Origin of the sequence: Candidatus Phycorickettsia trachydisci (assembly GCF_003015145.1) — a bacterium.
GTDB classification, from domain to species: domain Bacteria; phylum Pseudomonadota; class Alphaproteobacteria; order Rickettsiales; family Rickettsiaceae; genus Phycorickettsia; species Phycorickettsia trachydisci.
This window is the reverse complement of sequence record NZ_CP027845.1, coordinates 1,450,602-1,472,411: the sequence shown is the minus strand read 5'-3', so window position 1 is coordinate 1,472,411 and position 21,810 is coordinate 1,450,602. Positions and strand designations below refer to the sequence as shown.

Annotated in this window: 14 protein-coding genes; 9 read left to right on the top strand and 5 right to left on the bottom strand. The window is 34.8% G+C overall.

Annotated elements, in window-relative coordinates; all coding sequences use genetic code 11:
• Positions 1-286: 286 nt before the first annotated feature.
• A complete protein-coding gene (locus tag phytr_RS06355; protein ID WP_106875020.1) occupies positions 287-2,416 on the top strand; it encodes an ankyrin repeat domain-containing protein in 2,130 nt (709 codons plus the stop codon).
• A gap of 65 nt (positions 2,417-2,481) precedes the next feature.
• Here the strand turns inward: phytr_RS06355 and phytr_RS06350 are convergent, their stop codons facing one another.
• The 3 genes from phytr_RS06350 to phytr_RS06340 all read right to left on the bottom strand — a co-directional run bounded on the left by phytr_RS06350 (position 2,482) and on the right by phytr_RS06340 (position 10,138).
• Positions 2,482-7,353 carry an ankyrin repeat domain-containing protein gene (locus phytr_RS06350; RefSeq protein WP_106875019.1) on the bottom strand — a complete coding sequence of 1,624 codons (4,872 nt, stop codon included), beginning with the start codon at positions 7,351-7,353 and terminating at the stop codon, positions 2,482-2,484.
• A 133-nt stretch (positions 7,354-7,486) separates the two neighbouring features.
• Entirely contained in the window at positions 7,487-9,253 is a 1,767-nt protein-coding gene (locus phytr_RS06345; protein ID WP_106875018.1) for an ankyrin repeat domain-containing protein, read from the bottom strand.
• A 66-nt stretch (positions 9,254-9,319) separates the two neighbouring features.
• Positions 9,320-10,138, bottom strand: a complete 819-nt coding sequence (locus tag phytr_RS06340; RefSeq protein WP_106875017.1) for an ankyrin repeat domain-containing protein — start codon at positions 10,136-10,138, stop codon at positions 9,320-9,322.
• Between the two features lie 190 nt (positions 10,139-10,328).
• Between phytr_RS06340 and phytr_RS06335 the strand changes: the two genes are divergently transcribed.
• Positions 10,329-12,848 carry an ankyrin repeat domain-containing protein gene (locus phytr_RS06335; protein ID WP_106875016.1) on the top strand — a complete coding sequence of 840 codons (2,520 nt, stop codon included), beginning with the start codon at positions 10,329-10,331 and terminating at the stop codon, positions 12,846-12,848.
• Between the two features lie 794 nt (positions 12,849-13,642).
• On the opposite strand, the gene phytr_RS06325 is transcribed toward phytr_RS06335, so the two are convergent.
• Together phytr_RS06325 and ltrA are read right to left on the bottom strand one after the other, a co-directional pair.
• Positions 13,643-13,894, bottom strand: a complete 252-nt coding sequence (locus tag phytr_RS06325) for a hypothetical protein (protein WP_106875015.1) — start codon at positions 13,892-13,894, stop codon at positions 13,643-13,645.
• Positions 13,895-14,069: 175 nt separating this feature from the next.
• Positions 14,070-15,308 (bottom strand): group II intron reverse transcriptase/maturase, encoded by a 1,239-nt coding sequence (gene ltrA, locus phytr_RS06320; RefSeq protein WP_106874743.1) that lies wholly within the window; start codon positions 15,306-15,308, stop codon positions 14,070-14,072.
• Between the two features lie 723 nt (positions 15,309-16,031).
• Here ltrA and phytr_RS06315 point away from each other — a divergent pair.
• The 7 genes from phytr_RS06315 to phytr_RS06280 all read left to right on the top strand — a co-directional run bounded on the left by phytr_RS06315 (position 16,032) and on the right by phytr_RS06280 (position 21,746).
• On the top strand, positions 16,032-16,658 hold the full coding sequence (locus phytr_RS06315; RefSeq protein WP_106874744.1) for a recombinase family protein: 627 nt from the start codon (positions 16,032-16,034) through the stop codon (positions 16,656-16,658).
• 1 nt (position 16,659) lies between these two features.
• Positions 16,660-16,968, top strand: coding sequence for a hypothetical protein (locus phytr_RS06310; RefSeq protein ID WP_106875014.1), 309 nt, complete (start codon positions 16,660-16,662; stop codon positions 16,966-16,968).
• A 277-nt stretch (positions 16,969-17,245) separates the two neighbouring features.
• Complete coding sequence (locus phytr_RS06300) at positions 17,246-17,659, top strand: hypothetical protein (protein WP_234352493.1); 414 nt, start codon at positions 17,246-17,248, stop codon at positions 17,657-17,659.
• 212 nt (positions 17,660-17,871) lie between these two features.
• Positions 17,872-18,993, top strand: a complete 1,122-nt coding sequence (locus phytr_RS06295) for a PD-(D/E)XK nuclease family transposase (RefSeq protein WP_158706906.1) — start codon at positions 17,872-17,874, stop codon at positions 18,991-18,993.
• A 451-nt stretch (positions 18,994-19,444) separates the two neighbouring features.
• Entirely contained in the window at positions 19,445-19,972 is a 528-nt protein-coding gene (locus tag phytr_RS06290; RefSeq protein ID WP_106875010.1) for a hypothetical protein, read from the top strand.
• An 80-nt stretch (positions 19,973-20,052) separates the two neighbouring features.
• A complete protein-coding gene (locus phytr_RS06285; RefSeq protein WP_106875009.1) occupies positions 20,053-20,643 on the top strand; it encodes a hypothetical protein in 591 nt (196 codons plus the stop codon).
• The gene (locus phytr_RS06280) at positions 20,640-21,746 is read left to right on the top strand and encodes a hypothetical protein (protein ID WP_106875008.1); all 1,107 of its coding nucleotides are present in this window, start codon (positions 20,640-20,642) and stop codon (positions 21,744-21,746) included. Before phytr_RS06285 ends, phytr_RS06280 begins: the two co-directional genes overlap by 4 nt.
• Positions 21,747-21,810: the final 64 nt, after the last annotated feature.

Sequence of the window (21,810 nt, the reverse complement as noted above, 5' to 3'; positions counted from 1 at the left end):
GCCTCTAAGCCCAAAGTTTCTCATATTTTAGCTTTACCTGGTATAACAAATAGCATAATTTTCAAAGTATAATAGTTCTTTAAAGCTAGCGAATAAATATACTACACAATAAATCAACTCCAACTAAGCCTGCATTATTCTAATGCCCCTCCGCTTTATCCAGGACAAAATTTTTCGAACCAAAATTTTGACTGCACGTAACCAGAGTTGCTCTGTAACTTTTCATCGTAGCAACTACCTAATACATTATTCCTCAAAATTGCAGTTTCTTTAATTAGGTGTTATTATGGTCATAAAAGTCATAAACCTAAATGCATTAATACAAAATAAATTAAATATGACAGAAGAAATGAAAAATTTTATCCTCGCTGTGAAAGATGGAAATATAGAAGAGGTACAAAGGCTGCTAGAAGAAGATAACGATTTTATAGCTGCAGAACCTCTAATTGAAAAAGATGAAGATACACAAAATCTGTTAGCAGAAGGTGTTGATATAAGACCAAGCAGTGGATGTCCTTTTTATTTAGCAGCACAATATGGACACCAAAATATCATAGAAGATCTTATAGGCAGAGACATACATAAAGAAGATAACTTTAAAAATGCGTTAACACGAGCATTAATTCCAGCGGTGAAAAATAACTATATAGGGATAGTAAAATATTTAATACAAAATGGTGCTGCATTCAATAAGTATAACCCTTTATTGCCTTTAGCAGCAAAAAACAATAATCTGGACATGTTGAAATACTTACTTAGTCAAGGAGCTGATATGGAGATGCAATTAGATGGTATGGATACGCCATATATCTTTCAAAAATTCAATTTTTCTGCTCTATCCGAACCAATACAGCAATATTTAGAGCAGGTTGAATCTTTTTGCAAGAGTGTATATAAAGGAGATTTAGAAGCTGTTCAAAGTTTTTTAGCAGAAGGTTTTAATCCTAATATTAGTATTATTTACCGAAAAGAAAATCAAACATATAAAAAAAACTTTTATGAAGAGAAAGTCACACCTTTATACTTAGCAGCAGAGCAAGGGGATATAAGTTTAGTAAAGATCCTGATAGGCAATCATGCTGATATTAACTTGAGATTCCCTGGTAGAGATACACCAAATCCCTTACATGGAGCAGCAGAGAAGGGGTATTCTGAGGTAGTAAGACATTTGGTAAAGCAAGGTGCGGACTTTCAACGTACAATTACAATAGAATCATCTGAAAATTTTGAGCCCAGAGAAGTACCTTATCAACCATTGCATTTAGCAGCAATAAATGGGCATTTGAGTATAGTAAAATATTTACATGAAGAAAAAGGAGCTAGATTAGACTTTGATGATGAGTTTGTTAAAGAGCATGGTAGTATAGTTAATGAAATAGCTAAAACAGACCATGTAAATGTAATGCGGTACATGGATCAAAAAGGCTTAAATTGCCAATTAAAGGACTCAAGTGGTTTGACACCCATATTTACATCTATAGATTGTGGTAAAGTAAATATGTTTAAATTTTTGGCAGAATTAGAAGGAAATATTCAGACTAAAATAAATTATTATGGTGATGAAGTAACAATCCTAGATTTGGCTTTAAAGAGAGGTCAAATAGATGTAATATTTGAATTATTAAAGCAAAAATGGTTGAAGCATTTTATCCAGAACCAAGAAGAACTATCTGAGAGAATAGTACATCACGTTCCCAATATAGCATCGAAGATTATTATAATACTGAAGTGTATAGACAATGCTATTGAAATCGAAATGCAGAATCAAAAAGACAAAGATCAATCTTATTATTCTCCCATTTCAGAATATTCTGAATCACGAAGCGATATAGTCCATCAAACAATCCAAAAAGATTATATTCAGGAATTAATAAAAATCTTTAAAGAAACGATTTCCAAGGTTAACGATAATTATAAAAATGTTATTGAAAATCAAAATGAATTACATCAATCACGTTCTTTTGAATCAGAAAGAGTTTTGAATGAATTTTATGACACCTTGAAATCGAAAATGCAGTACATCAAGTACTTAAGATATACAAAAGAATTTCAGCATATACTTAGTGGCTTACTAAGCAAAATAGACAAATTACACTGTCCTCCTAAATATTTTAAAACTGACATTGAAGAATTGGAAGCAGAGCTGAATATAGTTGATACAATAGAACAAGCAGACCAACTAAATACGTCCATTCTACCTGAAAAACGTAGTGCCGACGATTCAAATACAGAAGCTTCAGCATCAAAAAAACAACATACCTCTTCTTCAACAGAATCAGAAAAAGATGATGAGGTAGAAGTATCATATGAAACTGTTTTGGGTGCAGAGCCCTATATAGATGGTGCCTTACCTTTAAACAACGAGTCTCAAGAAACTGGTAATGCGTCGTCTTCAATAAGTGACGATATGGTCTAACGTTGGAAAAAAAATAATTAAAAAAGCTATTGCTATTTCAAACTGTATCTTTGTGTCGTTGGAACCTATTGAGGCGAAGACTCTATAATTTTTGACTCGGTATTGCATCCTACTAATTCAGCTGAAACTCCATCCATTTTGTGGCAATTAATAGGTGCTTCATTTAAAGATTCTTCTAGGTTATAATCATTTTGTTGGTAAGTTGTTGCTTGAGGCGGTCTATTAGCTTTAGCTTGGTCTCCTTCATAACAACCACTATCATTTGTCTGATTAATGACACTGCTATCCTTCTGCACTTGAGCTTGATCTAGTTTATAAGCTTTAAACTCGTCTTCTTTATTGCTATTTACCTCCTGCTGATAGTCTTTTTTGGAATCTGATAAGCTGTCTTTATCTATTTTTTTAACCTGAGATAACAGTTGTAGTATTTCTTGATTACCATTTTTTTCAGCCAATTGCATAGGAGTATTACCATCAGCATCTTTAATTTCTTCTAGATTAAGTTCTTTATCTAAGAAAAGTTTAACCAAATCTATGTTGTTGCTTGATACTGCTAGATGTAAAGTTGTGTCTTGATGTTTAGTAATAGCTTTACAGTCAGCATTGTTGTCCAGTAGTTTTTGCACAACATTAAAGTGGCCTCTTCTCGTAGCTATAAGAAGAGGAGTCCAGCAATCCCTAAGTACAGCTTCGATTTTAGCCTCTTTGCTCAAGAGATACTCGACTACTTCAAGGTGACCCTGTTGTGCTGCAATATGTAATGGAGTATATCCACCTTGAGCCGTAGCCTCAATGTCAGCTTTCTCGTCTACTAGGTATTTTACTACTTCAAGCTGACCCTGGTCTGCTGCAATATGTAAAGGAGTAGCGCCCTTGTAACTTGTAGCCTCAATCTTAGCACCTTTGTCTATTAGGTATTCTACTACTTCAAGCTGACCCTGGTTTGCTGCAATATGCAAAGGTGTCAACCCACCATGAGTTGCAGCCTCAACATTAGCCCCTTTACTTAGAAGATATTCGACTACTTCAAGGCGGCCTTTTCCTGCAGCCATATGCAGAGGAGTAGCGCCGTGTGTTTCTATAGCTTCAATATTAGCTCCTTCGTTCACGAAATACTCGACTATTTCAAGGTGACCATATTGCGCTGCAATATGCAAAGGTGTCAACCCATTCTGAGCCGCAGCATCAATATTAGCTTTTTCTTCTAGCATCCACTTTAGGAGTTCTAATTGTTTATATTTTACAGCTAAATGCATAAGTTGGGTTATATCATCTTTATTTAAAAAGAACTTGCTAGCGATATTTTGCTCGCTTAGCAAAGCATTTCTATCATCATCAATGATAATAAGTGCACGATTCAGAAAACATTCTATTGCCGTGATATTTCCATTAATTGCAGCTAAGTCACAAGGTAAGTACCCTAAGTTATTTTTAACATAAGGGTTAGCGTAACGATACAAAAGCTGCTGTACAACGTATGTTTCACCTTTATCATTCAATAATCCTTTTTGCATAGACAGATGCAAAGCTGTATTTCCGTCTCCATCTTGAGCGTTTATATTAATATGTTTATTTGATAATAACATTTGTATCGTATCTAATTGACCTTTTTGCGTAGCGATATGTAAAGCTGTTTTACCTTCTTTGTTAAGTTGATTAATATCAAGAGTTTCATCTTCTATTAACCTCTTAATCTCCTGAATTTGCTCATTAATTATAGCTTTTTGTAAGCGTGTGTAAGAATTACTATCCGCTTCTTTAAGCACTGTAATTATTTTATTTGCGGCATCTGAGCCTTTAGAAACAAGCTGAATAGGTGTAAGGCCTCGAACATTTTTTGCACTGACCTCAGCACCTTTGTCTACCAAGGCCTCCACTACCGCAGTATGTCCATTTTGTGCAGCAAGATGTAGAGGAGTAGAGCCATCTTGAGCCTTAGCCTCAATATTAGCTTTTGGAGCCAAGAACTTTATGACATCAAGATGACCCTTACATCCAGCCCAATGCAAAGGTGCATATTTGTTTTGATCTTGGGCATCAACATTAGCACCTTTGTCTACCAAAGCCTCCACTACCGCAGTATGTCCATTTGCTGCAGCATGATGTAGAGGAGTAGTGCCATTTTGAGCCCTAGCATCAATATCAGCTTTTGAAGCCAAAAATTTTACGATATCAAGGTGCCCCCTGTATGCAGCCCAATGCAAAGGTGTACATTTGTTTTGATCTTGGGCATCAACATTAGCACCTTTGTCTATTAGGTATTCTACTACTTCAAGATGACCTTTTTGTGTAGCAATATGTAAGGCTGTTTTACCTTCTTTGTTAGGTTGATTAACATCGAGAGTTTCATCTTCTACTAACCTCTTAATCTCCCGAATCTTATTATCAATTATAGCTTTTTGTAAGGATGTATAAAGGTTGGAATCAGAGACAGCGGAGTTTATTTTCATCTTTTTTAAAGGATTACTTTCTGCTTTTTTAAGTATTTCAATGATTTTATGTGGATTATTTAGAACTTTAGGATTAATAAGCTCAACAGGTGTCAAGCCTTCTACATCTTTTAGGCTAACATTAGCACCTCGGGTTACTAAAGTTTTTACTAACGCAGCGTGCCCTTTATATGCAGCGGTATGCAAAGGTGTCCAACCTTCTTTATTTTTTTGGGCGTTAATATCAGCCCCTCTATCTAACAAAACTTGTACTACTGTACCATACCCTCCGTCCACAGCCATATGCAAAGGAGTCCAACCTTCTTCCTTTTGGGCATTAATCTTAGCTCCCCCATCCAACAAAGCTTGCACTACTGTACTATGTCCATTTTGTGCAGCTGTATGCAAAGGGGTAGCTTTTGCACTATCTTGAACATCAACCTCAGCACCATTACCTAGAAGAGTCTTTACTACCTCAACACCTCCATTTTGTGCGGCTATATGTAAAGGTGTGCAACTTTTTAGACCTTTAACACTAACGTAAGCCTCTTTTTCTACAAGAGCCTTTACTACCTCAACATCTCGGTTTTGTGCGGCTAAATGCAAAGGTGTCCAACTTTGCTTCCCTTGGATATTAACATTAGCCCCTCTATCTAACAAAACTTGTACTACTGTACCATACCCTCCGTCCACAGCCATATGCAAAGGAGTCCAACCTCCTGCCTCTTGGGCATTGATATCAGCTCCCCCATCTAATAAAGTTTGTACTACTGTGCTATGCCCTTCTTTTGCAGCGATATGCAAAGGAGTAGATTCTGCATAATTTATAGCATCAACCTTAGCACCATTACCTAGAAGAGCCTTTACTACCTCAACACCTCCATTGTGTGCGGCTATATGTAAAGGTGTTTGTCCTTGTTTGTTTTTTTTGGTATTAACATCAGCCCCCCTATCTAACAAAACTTGTATTACTGTACCATACCCTCCGTCCACAGCCATATACAAAGGAGTCAAACCTTTTTCATCTTTAGAGTTAATATCAGCTCCTCCATCCAACAAAGCTTGCACTACTGTACTATGTCCTTTGTTCGCAGCCCAATGTAAAGGAGCCCAACCTTTTTCATCTTTAGCATCAACCGTAACATGCTTATGTAGAAGAGCCTTTAGAAGAGCATTTACTATCTCAACATGTCCATCTGCTGCAGCGCAATGCAAAGGTGTAAAATTATCCTCGTCTTTAGCATTAACATTAATATCTTTTGTTTCTAGAAGGATCTCTACTATCTTGCTATACCCCTTGAATGAAGCAATATGCAAAGGTGTAGGACCGTACATATTTTCAGCATAAAGATTAATATTTTTCGCTCCTAGAAGAACCTTTATTACCTCGACCTTCCCATATAATACAGCCCAATGCAAAGGTGTAAGACCTTTATTATCGGTAGCATTAATATTAGTATCTTTTGCTTCTAGAAGAGCCTTTATGACCTCGATATGCCCTTTTCTTGCAGCCATATGTAAATATTTGTCCTTTTCAATTTTAGCATCAACTTTAGCACCTTTTTTTAGAAGAGTGTTTACTACATTAAGATGTCCATCTTTTGCAGCGCAATGCAAGGGGGTGGCTTTTCCATAACTTATGGCATCAATTCTAGCATCTTTTTTTAGCAAATCTTGTACTATTGTGTCATACCCTTTTTCTGCAGCTATATGCAAACAAGTCTCACCCCTAATGCCTTGTGTATTAATACATTTAGAATTAATCCTACTATCATCTAATAGTAATTTAATAATCTCCGGATTACTTGCAGGAGATCTAAGAGATACATGTAAAGGCGTTTCATTGTTAGAATTTTTTATGTCAATCCTTGTATCTCTTTGCAATAAAAGCCATTCAATTATTTGGGCATTCCCCTTATAGGCTGCGATATGCAAAGGTGTCCATCCATGGTTATTTGTATCATTTAAATTCGACCCTTTTGCAACTAATACTTGAACTACCTTAAGGTTCTCTTTTAATACGGCTTCATGCAATGGCGTTCTTCCTTCTTTATTTTTACAATTAATATCAATGCTTTGGCTTGCTGATCGAACAACCTCAAGACAATCTTCTTGTATGGCTTTAAATAAGCATTCTCGTTGTGCTTCCTCAAGTAAGTAAGTAATTTCTTGTGCGATTTTAAATGGAGTACCCTGTGCTACTGGCAAAGATTTACCAGGCATGAAACAAGTTATAGGAGTTATTGAAGATCCTATACCGGCTTTAAAAGCTGCAAGAGGGGTTTGACTTTCCTTATCTACAATACTTGCATCGGCTCTACTATCTAATAAAAACTTAACAATTTGTATATTAAGATGATGGGCAGCCTTATGTAATGCCGTAGAACCATTATACTTAATATTGATATTAATACCGTCCTCTAATACTTTCTTAATATCAGTAATATCTCCAAAAGCTGCTAATTCATGAAAAAGTACAACTTTATCCTCCATATAAACATTTTTCATTTTTGATGTTTCTTTTTAATTAATTTATTTACTAAGCCTACCAAAGCTTTAAATATTTCATAGTTTTCATATATTGTCCTTAAAAAGCTACTTTGTTAACGATTTGATCACTGTAGTTTTTAGTCCTCTCATCCTAGTGCATACTACTACCTAAAGTTTCTAACGTATGGTCTGAGCCCATAGCAGCTTGTAAGTTTTGTTCTATTGATCCAGCTGAGTCAGAAGTTAGATTTTCTAAACGAGGTATTTTAGCTTGTCTACCCTCAGCTACTTCCTCTGAAGTTTCTGGCATATATCCTGCAGGAATTTTAGCATACAGTTTATCTATCTCTTCGCTAAACATCCATTCTGCTATATTATTTTGAATTTCCTTAGTATTCAAAGCTTGAACTTTAGAAGACTCTTTGCTAGGATCTCTTGTAATGAAACCAAAAATTATTTTTAAACTTTTGAAATAATTATCTTGCAGCTCTTCAATTTTATTATCAAATACTTGTTCTAAGTTCTCCGAAATATTCATTGTTGATGGTTCTTTTTTAGCTTCAGAAAGACAACCTTTTATTTCTTTGCAGTGATCTAAATGAGTTACTTTATTTAATCGATCTTTAGTTATGTATTCTTTCATATCTTCGCTTTTTTTAATAAACTCCTCATATAAACGTGTACAAAAGGCTGGCGGAGCTATACTTGGTTGCGTTTGAAATGCATCTACTAAACTCGCAAGTACAGTTAATTTTTCTTGCATATCACATTCTTTGAGAATGTCCTTTTTATGCTTTGCTAAATGTATACAAATATCGGGATAATTAACAGGCAGATGCGCTCCTGCAATAATTAAGATTCTCATAACATAAGGAGAATACCTATCACTAGAACCTTGTTCCCTAATATATTTCATAATAGGAGTCAAGCCATCATAATCCTCAGCGTTAACGTTTGCACCTACGTCTATCAAATCTTCAGCTGCTTGTATGCGGTTGTTTGCTAAAACACAATGTAATGGCGTCCAACCTTTATCGCCACCAGGCTGATTAATATCAGCACCATTATCTAATAATGGTCTTAAATCTATACCATACAATGCAGCAACATGGATAGGAGCTAGTCCTGCATTATTTATTGCATTAATATCAGATCCTAAATCCTTAAGTAATTTTATTAACACTTCTCCTTCTATACCATACTTTAAACTTTTAACGGCATAGTGCATAGCGGTATTACCTTCATTATCTTGAGCGGTAAAGTCAGCACCGAGGTCCTTAAGTAGTTTTATTACTTGCATACTACCTGCCTTTACCGCACCATGTAGGACAATTCGTCCTTCTCCATCAGGCTTGTTCACTGCTATTTTTTGTTCTTTAAGCCACTCTATTATTTCGCTTTTCTTTATATTTGGAAGCTCGTATTCTATAGTGATATCATTATAGGGATTAGGTTGGACTCCTCCTACATAATCACGAGGAAAAGGACATTTTTGATGTATGTTTGCATCTGCTTTTTGTAATAATTTAATTATGTCTATATCTTCCTCTTCCAAAGCTAGTCCCATATATTTTTGGGCAGTAATACCTTTCTTAATAAATAACTCTACTATCTGGCTATGATGATTCTTAATGGCTGCTATCATAGCTTCATGTATAACTTGAGCGGAACCAACATCTATACCTGAATTTATAAGATGCTCGATTACCTCCACATTGCCATTTTCTACAGCAAAAGTAGCAATGTTATAACTTCTCAAACTGTTTAATTCAATGAACCATTCATCTATCTCAAAACCTTTTTCTTGAAGGAATCTTATTGCCTCAACCCCTCCTTCCTCTATAGCTCTTGCTACATACTTGCTATCGAATTTTTGCATCATGGCCCATAGACAAGCTTCATTACCCTCTACAGTCACAGAATCAATATCGATATTTTCATCTCTAAATAATTTTATTATCTCATCATTTCTACTACAGACAGCTTATTCAATAGGGATATAACCGTTTTGATCTTTGACCTGGATATCAACTTTGACTTTCAATAATGATCGTATTACCTCAATATTTTCATTTAATATAGTAATATGAATAGGCATTAAACCTTCATCATCTTTCTGGTTTAAGTCAATACCTTTTTCTATAAGTAATTCTACTGCCGCAGATCCAGCTTCTCTTATAGCAGTGTTAATTGACTCAGCATCAAACTGTGAGGCATGTTTTATAAGTACCTTGATGATCTCAAGGTTATTGGTTATCTCAAAAACGTTTTTGTTATAATCCCCAAGAACATCAACATCAGCACCCTGCTGAATAAGGTACTCTACTATTTTTATATCATCACTATAAATTACGCTTCCTAGAAGTGTCCTATGACCATAATAAAGCTTTTCGTTAATACTTACACCTTGCTCGACAAACCATCTTACTACTTCGATATGTGGCTCATATCGAATAACGGAGTTGATAATATCAATTTTTTTCTCCTCTAACTTATCAACACCTATTGCACCCCATAACATTTTAAAGGCTTTTAATTGACCTGCTTTTGCAGCCCAAGTTATAGGATATTCACAAAATTTAGCTCTATATAAAGGGTTGCTTCCATGGTCTAGTAAATATCTTATTACATCGATCAACCCATACCTAGCTGCATAATGCAAAGGAGAAGGACAATTCTCAGAATCATTATCCTCACACAATGGTTGGTTGAGATCTACAAGATTATCTTCCATTAAACTTATTGCTAATGCACTATCTTTATTTTCTATAACACGTATTAATCTTTGCATGTTTCTGTTCATATAAGATACCTATAAAGCTTGATTATTAACTATTTAACAATTATATCATAAAAGTTAAATATAATAGTATATCACAATAAATATTGATATATTGCAACTTATATGCGTGCTGGTTTTACTTTAGGTAAAATTAATGCAATATAAAGATATTAGTACACACATAGGTTTTTAATAGATAAATTAATCAAAAATGAATAATATTCTTAAAGACCTCATTGAGGCACTAAAAAATAATCAACTTCAGAGAGCTATTGAATTAATAAGAAGAATAGATAATACCCCTGAGTTAAAATATAAAGAAAAAAACGATGAGGCACGTGCCTTATATCTTGCTACAGTGTATAGTCGCCTGGAAGTAGTAAGACGCTTAGAGCAAGAACTGAGAGCGGATGTAAATGAAAAAGACACAAATGATTGTACTCCCCTACATGCTGCTGCATCCAAGGGTCAGTTTGAAGTAGTAGAGTTCCTTCTAGATCAAAAAGCTGATATTAATGCCATCGATAATAAGGGGTTTACACCTTTGCATTGGGCCGCAAGAAATGGACATAGCGACATAGTAAAGCGCCTCCTAGAAGCAAAGGATCCTGATTATGCTAAAATTGAAAAGGACAAATATTTACATATGGCTGCAAGAAAAGGGCATATCGAGGTCATAAAGGCTCTTCTAGAAGCAAAAGATACTAATATTAATGCTACCGATAATAAAGGTCTTACACCTTTGCATTGGGCTGTATTATATGGGAAGGTCGAGGTAATAAAGGTTCTTCTAGGAGCGAAAAATATTAATCTTTATGCTGAAAATATGTACGGTCCTACACCTTTGCATATTGCTTCATTCAAGGGGTATAGCAAGATAGTAGAGATCCTTCTAGAAACAAAAGATATTAATGTTAATGCTAAAGACGAGGATAATTTTACACCTTTGCATATTGCTGCATTTAAGGGTTATAGCAACGTAGTAGAGATCCTTCTAAAAGCAAAAGGTGCTGATATTAATGCTACCGATAATAAAGGCTTTACACCTTTGCATTATGCTGTATTATATGGAAAAGGACAGGTAATAAAGGTTATCCTAAAAGCAAAGGATCCTGATTATGCTAAAGCTAAAAAGGATACATATTTGCATTTGGCTGCAAGAAAAGGGCATATCGAGATAATAAAGGCTTTTCTAGAAACAAAAGATATTAATGTTAATGCTAAAGACGAGGATAATTTTACACCTTTGCATTGGGCTGCGGGAAATGGACATAGCGATGTAGTAAAGTGCCTTCTAGGAGCAAAAGATGCTGATGTTAACGTTAAAGACAAGAATAATTTTACACCTTTACATTGTGCCGTATTATACAGGGAGACCGAGGTAATAAGGGTTCTTCTAAAAGCAAAAGATATTAATGTTAATGCTAGAAGTGCGTACGGTACTACACCTCTGCATATTGCTGCATTAAAGGGGCATATCAACGTAGTAAGACTCATTTTAGAAGCAAAAGGTGCTGATATTAATGCTATCGATAATAAAGAGTTTACGCCTTTACATTATGCTGTATTATATGGAAAGAACCAGGTAATAAAGGTTCTTCTAGAAGCAAAAGATCCTGATTATGCTAAAGCTGAAAAGGACACATATTTGCATTTGGCTGCAAGAAAAGGGCATATCGAGGTAATAAAGGCTCTTCTAGAAGCAAAAGATACTAAAGTTAATACTAAAGACAAGGATACCTTTACACCTTTGCATATTGCTGCATTAAAGGGGTATACCAATATAGTAAAGATCCTTCTAAAAGCGAAAGGCGTTGATGTTAATGCTACCGACAATAAAGGGCTTACATCTTTGCATTGGGCTACAGGAAATGGATATAGCGATATAGTAAAGCACCTCCTAGAAGCAGAAGATATTAATGTTAATGTTACCGATAATAACGGGGTTACACCTTTGCATATTGCTGCATTAAAGGGGTATATCGAGGCAATAAAGGCTCTTCTAGAAGCAGAAGGTATTAATGTTAATGCTATCAACAACTATGGCGAAACGCCCATATATTACGCTATAATTGAACAACAGGCGCACGCAACACTGTTACTGTCTAAATATAATGCTAAGATAGATCTTACAAACCCCCAATTACTTCAATGCTTAGAATATACCATTAATCCTGAAAATATTTCTAATGCAAGAGAATGCCAGCTTTTAGAAAAAGTTTTAGGCCTTCTGAATATTTTAAACGTTTTGATGGACTTACAAAATTCAGAAGTTAAAAAGACAATAGAATATATTTCTTTAATAATTTATGAAGCTATTCCAGAAGTGATACAAAAGACATTAAAAGATAACTTACTTAAGTTTAAAAGATCATGTAAGAACTTAGAAGAAAAAGATAATGTAACTCTATTGGATAAATCACTTGTTTTCTCAATAAACAAAGCTTTTAAAAATTTAACCGGTGAAGAATTAATTGAAGAAATTAATATTGCAGATTTAATTCAGATAGGCCGTAATTTTTCTAAACGCTCTCGAGGTACCGAACCAGGGGGTGGAGCAGCTATTATAGTAGATTCCGAAAGTGATATTGAAAATATTCAACCTGCTAAACGTCAAAAATCCTCAGGTGAATCTGATAGAGCAGAATCTAAGCTTTTAAATGAAGAGATACTTGCAACAAGCGATGCAGATAACATTGATCAGGAGGCAAGTTTAAATCTATTAGGGTAAAATGTTATATAAAGGGGTCCAGCGGTGCAAAAGTACAGGGGGTGTCGTGAGATGAAGAGAATTTTATCCTGGACAGAGCTGGGTGATATTAGGCGGAGTGTTACGGAACGTACGACGAGCCGCCACTTTAGACTTTTGCACCGCTGGACCCTGATTTTTGTATATCAAGCAGGAAATACAATAGATTAGGCAATCATCAATAGATTCTAACAAGCACTTTTTACATCGGTGTACTCTAATGTACAAGCATGTACAAACCTTAAATTTCTTATTTGACCAAGTTCGTAAGAATAAAGGTTTTGATCTTTATAGATAGCTTGTAGCTCATTTATAATGGTTTGTTTTATCCCAATATCAAGAGCACTTGTAACGCTGTAGATTCCTTGTAAAAACAGCTTTGGTTGACTTAGAATAGCTACATTTAAGACAATGCATAAAAATACCCTTAAAGTTTATTCTAAGTTAACAATACCAAAAAAAGATTATTTACTTGTAAGCACCGTCATGATCCACAAAGAGATTCAGTATGACTAAATATTCACCATCTCTATATGCAGTGCCTCTATATTTTTTTTGAAAATCTAAAAGAATACAAATTATTACCTTTAGAAGTACTTTTAGAAGCAATCAGCTCCCATTTGATCCCTTTATCGATGTATAAGGCTTCCCAGCTTAATTGCGAGATTTTTTTTAAGAGTATTTAATATAGCTCTCTGCTCAACTTTCTCCAATCCGAAAAGCGACTGTTGAAAAGCTGGATAATTCATGTCTAAAAGTATTCTAGACATCTTTTCCTAATTTATTAACTCAGTTAGGTTAGTCTCTTTTCTAGGAGCGTTTTCAGCCCACTTTATAGCTTGATCTAATTTTTCAATATTATTTTGAGTATAAAGCCACAGCTCATTATCAGGAATAAATTTTCCAGGCTTAATTATTAAAGTCCCATCTGAGAGTTTAGAAATCTGTATTTGCTTTTCAGCATATTCCTTGCCTAAAGAAACTTGGCCGTTTTTACCAACATGTTTAATCTGAGTATTACTTAGCATAAATTACCTAGATGTGGCGGCTTGATTTCTAAATGAGCTCGGCTCGCTTTTATCCGCAAAGACTGGACCAAATTGATTGACTCTATAAATCCAGTTGGGGTGAGTAGGCCAGCAGAACTTCCCCGCTAGCCCCTCGCAGAACAGTGCATGAGCTTCTCAACTCACACTGCTCCCATTAGATAACCACAAATCCTTTGCTTTGATACCAATGTGCAAACAATTTTGGATCATTTTGAGCTATTTTCTCAATGTATTGAATAGCTTTTATTTTATGTCCTTTGAGCCTCAGATACTTTCGCATTGCCCATTTGATTAGAATAGAATTAAAGTATCTTGCAATAGGTTTTAATGCCTCAGGGGAATATTTCCCAAAATAGTTAATCCATCCTCTTAGGACTGAATTAAAGTTTTCAGAGATTCCTTCCAAAGACAAATCGCTACGCAAGTGCCACTTATAACTCTTAATTTCTTGTCGTATTGCTTGAATAGATTTCTTACTTATGGCTGGAGTAAATCCTATAAATAAACAATTGTCTTTACAGTTATTCACCAGCCTTGGTTTGAATGTGTATCCTAGAAAGTCAAAGACCTTGTTAGAATATTCCTTATTCTTTACTTTACAACAGATAATTCTCGTTTTATCTGGATGCAATTCTAACCCACATTCTGCAAAGCGTTGTTGCAAATTTTCCAACAATTTCTCTGCTTCTGCAAGTGTATTGCAGTGTACCAAGCCATCATCAGCATATCTACACCAAGGTAATTGAGGATATTTTCTGCTCATCCATATATCAAATACATAATGAAGAAACAAATTGCTTAAAATAGGGCTTATTACTCCACCTTGTGGGGTGCCTTTGGTTCTAGCATTGCTAGTTCCATCTGGCATCACAATAGGAGCTTTAAGCCATCTTTCAACGTAAAGTATTACCCATTTATCATTCGTATGCAGCTTCACAGCTTTCATCATCAATTCATGAGATATGTTATCAAACAGCCCCTTTATGTCAAACTCTAGTACCCAATCGTACTTCCAGCACCTTTGGCGTGTAATTCCGATTGCATCTAAAGCCGACTTATTAGGCCTATACCCATAAGAATCATTCAAGAAACAAGGTTCTATCTCTGGTTCCAGTATGAGTTTTACGACCATTTGGGCTATTCGATCAGATACAGTTGGTACACCTAATATTCTTTGGCCTCCCGACTTCTTTGGTATGGCTACCGCTTTAACAGGCGGAGGAAAGTAACTTCCCGAAGACAACCTGTTCCATAATTTGTAAAGATTGTCTTTTAGTTTCACCTCAAAATCAGAAATTGATTGCTCATCTAGCCCAGCAGCTCCAGCATTAGCCTTCACATGCTTGTAGGCTTTGAATACCAAATCTTTAGGTATATTAAATGGTTTTGTCATCTCTCAATAATTCCTTCTTGTTACAGTTGATTATCAACATTGACTATCTAACTGAGTCCCTTCGCTCCATTTTCATTACAAAGACTTCAACACTACTACGAACTCATCCGCCCTTGTGCTTTGCATCGGTACTCTCATCCTTGTAATTTTAGTTACTTGGATTTCTCCCTTATCATCAAAACGACAAATTCCCGCAGTTCCATAAGAGAGCCTAAATTAGAATCACGCCTTCTCCACACCGAACACCACCTACCCAACGTCCAGAGTTGCCGATAGGTTTATCCCAAAAGAATGAGCCGCCTTTGGTTTTGATGTTATACTAGCAACCTTACGATGCGTCATCGAAGGTTCACTTACGTTCGTCTTTCTAATCCATACCTCGCCAGCTCATGCTGACTTTCCTCATGCGCTCACGACCATTACTCTTAATAACAGCCGCCCAAGGTGGTTTGAAGGCAATTTCTGGTAATCGACTTCGGCAGACCTACTGCCATCTCTCCCATAGCTTCGCTACGGCACACGCTCACATTAATTGTTCCTATATTTTAATCCGGCTCACCTTGTTTGATTCTGTAGTGTAATAAATTAAAAGAAAAGGAACGTTATTTTCGTCATAAAAATTCAGTAAATAACATTGTTGTTTTTATAGGTATTGTTATAAAATTAAGCTAATAATTAAGTTTTCTTTTAATACTTGATTTTTAGCTTAAAAAATAAACAATTATGACAAAAACAGTAGCATATTTGAGAATATCAACAATTGATCAAAATTTAGAAAAAAATAGAGCAGCTATTTTGCATTTAGCTAACGAGAAAAATTTGGGTAAGGTGCATTTTGTAGAAGAAGTTGCATCTGGTAAGGTGAGTTGGAAAAAGAGGAAAATTGCAGGCATTTTAGATGAGCTACAAAAAGGGGATAAGATTATAGTCAGTGAGCTTTCTCGTTTGGGACGTAGCATGCTTGAGTGCATGGAGATTTTATCCATAGCGACGCAAAAAGGTATAGCTATTTATGCTATTAAGGGCAGTTGGCAATTAGATGATACTATTGCTAGCAAAGTTGTAGCTATGGCGTTTTCTATGGCTGCTGAGATAGAGCGAGAGCTAATTTCTAACCGTACAGCTGAGGCATTAAAGGCTCGTAAGAATGCTGGCATGATCTTAGGAAGACCTAGGGGTATCGGTAAAAGTAAGTTGGATATCTATCGTCCAGAGATTGAGGCTTTGCTTAGTAATGGTGCGACTCAGAAGTTTATAGCTGAGCGTTACGGTAGTACGGAAGCAAATTTGCATTACTGGATGAAGAAAAGGAGCATTGCTAAGCCTAATAATTTTAAAGAGGTAGCATAATATGATGCGCAAGCTTATTCCTACAGAGGTGATAGAGGGGTTATATTATGAGCTTGCTAATTTATCGCCTAGGCATCCAGCTAGACGAAGCTTGATTGAAAACACAGCAAAGGCTTTTAATGTATCGCTTGCTACGGTACGAAGAGCTATAAAGAAGTATCGTCATCCTTATAACATTGGACGTTCTGATTACAACACGCCTAGAAAGATCAGTAAGGAGCAAATGTTAAATTATTGTGAATTGATTGCTGCCTTAAAAATGCGCTCTACTATAAAAAAGGTAAGTAATTATCTACACCAAGAGCAATAGAGATATTAGAAAATCATGGAGTAGATGTGGAAGGAAGAAGAGTAATCCCTTGTAAAGGTTTGTTAAAAAAGGCTACCATTAATCGCTACTTGAAGCGTTTTGGGCTAAATTCTAAAAACTTTAATTGTCAGCCTTTAGCAGTACGTTTTCAAGCGACCAAAAGTAATGAATGCTGGCAACTTGATTTTACCCCTTCAGATTTAAACATATCAAAGATAATTTCGGTAAAGATAAGCAAGTAATACTTGCAAGCGTAGTAGATGATAGGAGTGGCGCGATGTATCAGGAATACCATTTAAGTGAAGGAGAGAATGTTTTGATGTCACTGAAGTTTTTGTTTAATGCTATGTCAGCCAAATCAGAGAAGAGCTTGCCATTCCAAGGTATTCCTGCAATGATTTATACGGATAATGGCCCAGTTGCTAAAAGTTTAGTATTTCAGAGAGTATGCAAACAATTAGGTATAACATTGCGCACTCACATGCCAGCGGGTAGTGATGGAAGAAGAGTGACAGCTAGATCTAAAGGGAAAGTAGAAAGAGCCTTTAACACGGTACAAAATCAGCTGGAATCTTTATATCATTTTCAAAAACCTTCCTCGATTGAAGAAGCTAATAGTTGGCTCAAGCATTACCTTAGGTATTACAAACACTCAAAATCTACACAAAATTTATATGCTAGTTTTGGATAAGAAAAAGAGTCTCTTTCCAACCTTGCAGAGCAGCTTTTGAGGTAATGAGTTTATCCAGGTTTCTTTCTGCTTCAAACCACACTTTTGCAGAGCTTGGCATGTAAAAGAAAAGCCAAATTAGACCAAAAGCTCCTAAAGATGTAATAAAGCAGCTAGAAAAAATTTAGATTTTTAACTATCATATGAACAATAAAATTCTAAAAACTAAATTTATGACTAATAAAAGGAATGCTGAAGAAGCCGGTTTAGACGAGAAAAACTTGTCTGAATCTAAGATTTTTGCCGATCCAACATATGATAAAACATTTAAAATGATTTTTAAAAAAGGAAATGAGCAGCTAATAATTCACTTTTTAAATAGTCTACTAAATTTTGAAGGGGATAATCTAATAGTATCTTTAGAAGTCATAGATCCAGCTATAAATCACGATGATGTTGAAGGAGTTAAAAGCACTGTAGATGTTAGATGTACTACTAAAGAAGGTAAAGAGATAGCTATAGAAATGCAAAGAGGTTATAAGCGATATTTTCTGCCTCGTACTCAAGAGTACATGGCTAAAATCATAGCTGGACAAGTTAAAGAGGGAGAATCCGCTTTATATCATTTGAAAATGAGAGATACATATATTTTAGTTATCGCTAAGGAGGATTTATTTATTCGTGATTATTCTTTAGAACAGCTTATAGATAAACCAGATAAAGAATATGAGAAGACTGTAGTACCATATATTGAAGAATTAAATCAAAAAATGCCTGGAAATAAGATGCATTGGAAATTTTTTGAACTTCAACGTTTTAAAAATTATAGAAATGAAATCTCTGAGCAAAAGAAGTCAAAATGCAAATTTCAAATCGAGTGGTTGGACTTTTTTAATAATTGCAATAAAATGGAAGGGATACCGCAAGATGTTCATCCAAAAATTCAAGAGGCTTATAAGATTATGGAAATGTCAAATTGGACTCATGACCAAAAGTTAGAGTACTGGGCTATTAAGAGCGTAGAAGCTGAAGAAGCTAAAGAGCGCGAAAGGGAAAAGCAAGCTCATCAAAAAGAATTGAAAGAAGCTAAAGAAGCAGCTAAATTAGAAGGTAAATTAGAAGGTAAATTGGAAGGTAAAATAAAAGGAGAAATATCTCAAATAAAAACATTGATAGGACTAAATATTCCTAAGGATAAAATCATTCCAAACCTCAAATTTCTAACTGATCCAAAAATAATCGATAAATTAGACAATAATCTAGGATATATACAAGAGCATATAAGCGATACTGAGAGCGTGATATGTGATGAACTGGGTTTATGTGAGGCGTTAATGCCTACAGACAATGGGTAATAATTTAAGGGTTCTAAACAGAAAAGCTATACCCCTTAAATGTCTGTTGTAAGAGCAATTAAGCTAAGTTAATCCATCAAAAATCCATTTACTTTTTTTATGTTAAAAACCCTTGCAATTTCACAAAAATCTTATAGATCAGGGCTAACTTATTGAATTAAGAAGGATTTATTTACCAGATTATAATTTACTTTATAATTTTTGTGTATCATTTAAGGCTATTTTTGGCATATAAAATGTATGCTAAAAGCACTTATTTAAGGTATATAAAACCTTATTTATCCCTTTTCAAAAGCCAATAACTAGATTATTCCATCTTACATAAAAAATAAAGATTTTTATTATCCTATCAAAAGTCTTCTTTTTACCTTGCCTTTCACCTTTTGAATCAATTAGTTTATCCAAGTTGCTTTCTGCTTCGAACCCCACACTTGTTTCGCTCAAAAGACTTATGGAACTTGTTTATAGCAATGATTGTAAGTTAGCTGTTATACTTGCTGGTCACCCTAAATTATCTAACGACCTTAAACGTCCTTCTATGGAACAGATAGGCGCAAGATCTCAGATCTTTTACCTTAATCATTGGGTAGAAAATAAGCTGCATTATGGCTCATGGTTGTTTGAACAATGCTGCAACAAAGATGTAACTCAAGGTGACATCATTACTGCTGAAGCTATGGAGCTTTTGATAAACAGCCTAGTAACACCTTTGCAAATCAGCCATTACCTTTCTCGAAGCTTAGAACAAGGGTATACAGTAGGTGTCAAACCAATTACTCCTGATATTATTCAATCAGTACTTGTAACTGATTTAAACAGTCCTGCTGCTGAATTATCTCGTCATGGCTACAACATACAAGCACTATGCGAGATCCTAAACGCCAGACCAGCTGAAATCAGGACCTACCTCCAAGGCCATCTTAACCCTAACAGAGCTCAAGATTTTGCTAAAGAAATCCACAAACTCGGCATTATATAATCCCTTACTCCAATCCCTCTCTATTTGTAACCTGAAAGTATGATATAATCAACTTATAAAGCAATTGAAAGGTAATATTTATGATCAGATACAAAGAACTAGCTGACAAATACCAGGAAATTAAAGATTACTTTGACATAAAATTCACTCCTATTCCCGAATCCCTTCTACCTGTAAAAGAAGCTATAGACACATTCGAATTTCCTAAAAAATTAGATGTAAATATGTGGGATAGACTAAAATCTTTACAGATGGTATTTGATCAGGCTTTACCTAAAATACAAAAATATATTAAAGAAACCGATAATAATGGGCGTAATAAGATAGTGCTTGATGCAAAAGTTGCAGAGATTTATATAGTACGTTATCAACAGGATTTAGATAACTCTTTTCGAGATACTTTGAGGCGATTCTTTAATACCTATATAGATGAAAGCAATTACAAACAACTGGATAATTTATATACTAATTATATTCTCCTAAAAGGAATAGACGATGAAGTTAAAATTACTAAAGATATAGCTATGAAAATGTTTGATTCTCAGTTTAAAGCAGAATACAACATTGAAGGTCAAACTGTTCGAAATATTCTTAGCGGAACATTGGATAAATTAGAAGATTTAGGAGAAGATACAACTGATATTATAGGACATTTAAGTGAATTAGTATGAGTTATATAGTTTGTTCCAAGCGTGACCATCGATATCAATTTAATTATCACAGCAGGATTTTAGATGCCTTGGCTAGTTGTTTCCACATTACCACAGCTTGTACCGCTACTTTTAAGTATAAAGACATATTGTATATTTCTTATAATAGCCAAATCACGAAACAGAATAAGCCTCTGTTAAATATACAGCTGCAGTTAATATTTGAAGCTATAACGACTAACCAAGTAGAGAATACTTTAGCTTTATATTTGTTATTGAATAGGGATTTTAAAGATTTTGTCATCAATCAAGAAGTACATGAGCAAAACGAAGAATTTAAAAGAGAGATAAAATTATTTATAGATACACGTTCTAATTTAAGACTAAATTTTTTTGAACATATTGAAAATCAACCTCTACAAGAAATTTATAACAGCATATTAGACTCATATAATGGTTTAATTAATTCTCTTAAAAAATATACTCAGCTAGCCCATTCTACCAAAGCTAAAGATATAGAAATTAAGGAACTGCTTCTAAGGCCTTTACAAGATGTTAATAAAGTATTATATAAAACATTAAATGAATATAGGATAGAGAATTACGTAGTATTAGATAATAAAGAGAATTTGCACGCAGAATACAATATCAGCTTATATTTTCCAAAAGTGGGTTTAGTAGACAGTTATTATATAGGTGTTTCCAAACTGCCTTGCGGATTTTGCCATACATATCTTAAATTACAAGGTTATGAAATTCGAGGCACCCATGGCGTATGTGCTCCAAATAAATGGACAATGAATCTTAGCCCTCAATCCAAAGATTTTAAAGATCAAATTTTACTTGGTTTATCAGAAATAGAAGATGAAGATGCTCCTTTACAATATCGCAGGTTGTCTATAGATAGTTTTGAAAGAAAAAAATTACAAGAATTATATCAACTAAAACGTGATTTAGGGTTAAATAGAGACTGCAATTCTGCCATCTTAGATTTTTTTGATTCCCTAGGATCATCGATAAATTACTGTTGCAGCAAGTTTGTTAATATTATTTCAGGTCAATATACCGAAATAAGTGATTCATCTCAAAGTGAGCAGGATTTAACTGGAGTGACTGAAGCTTAAATGTATTTATTACATTATAAAATCAAATAAACTGAGCCGGGTTAAAATATAGGAGCAGTTAATT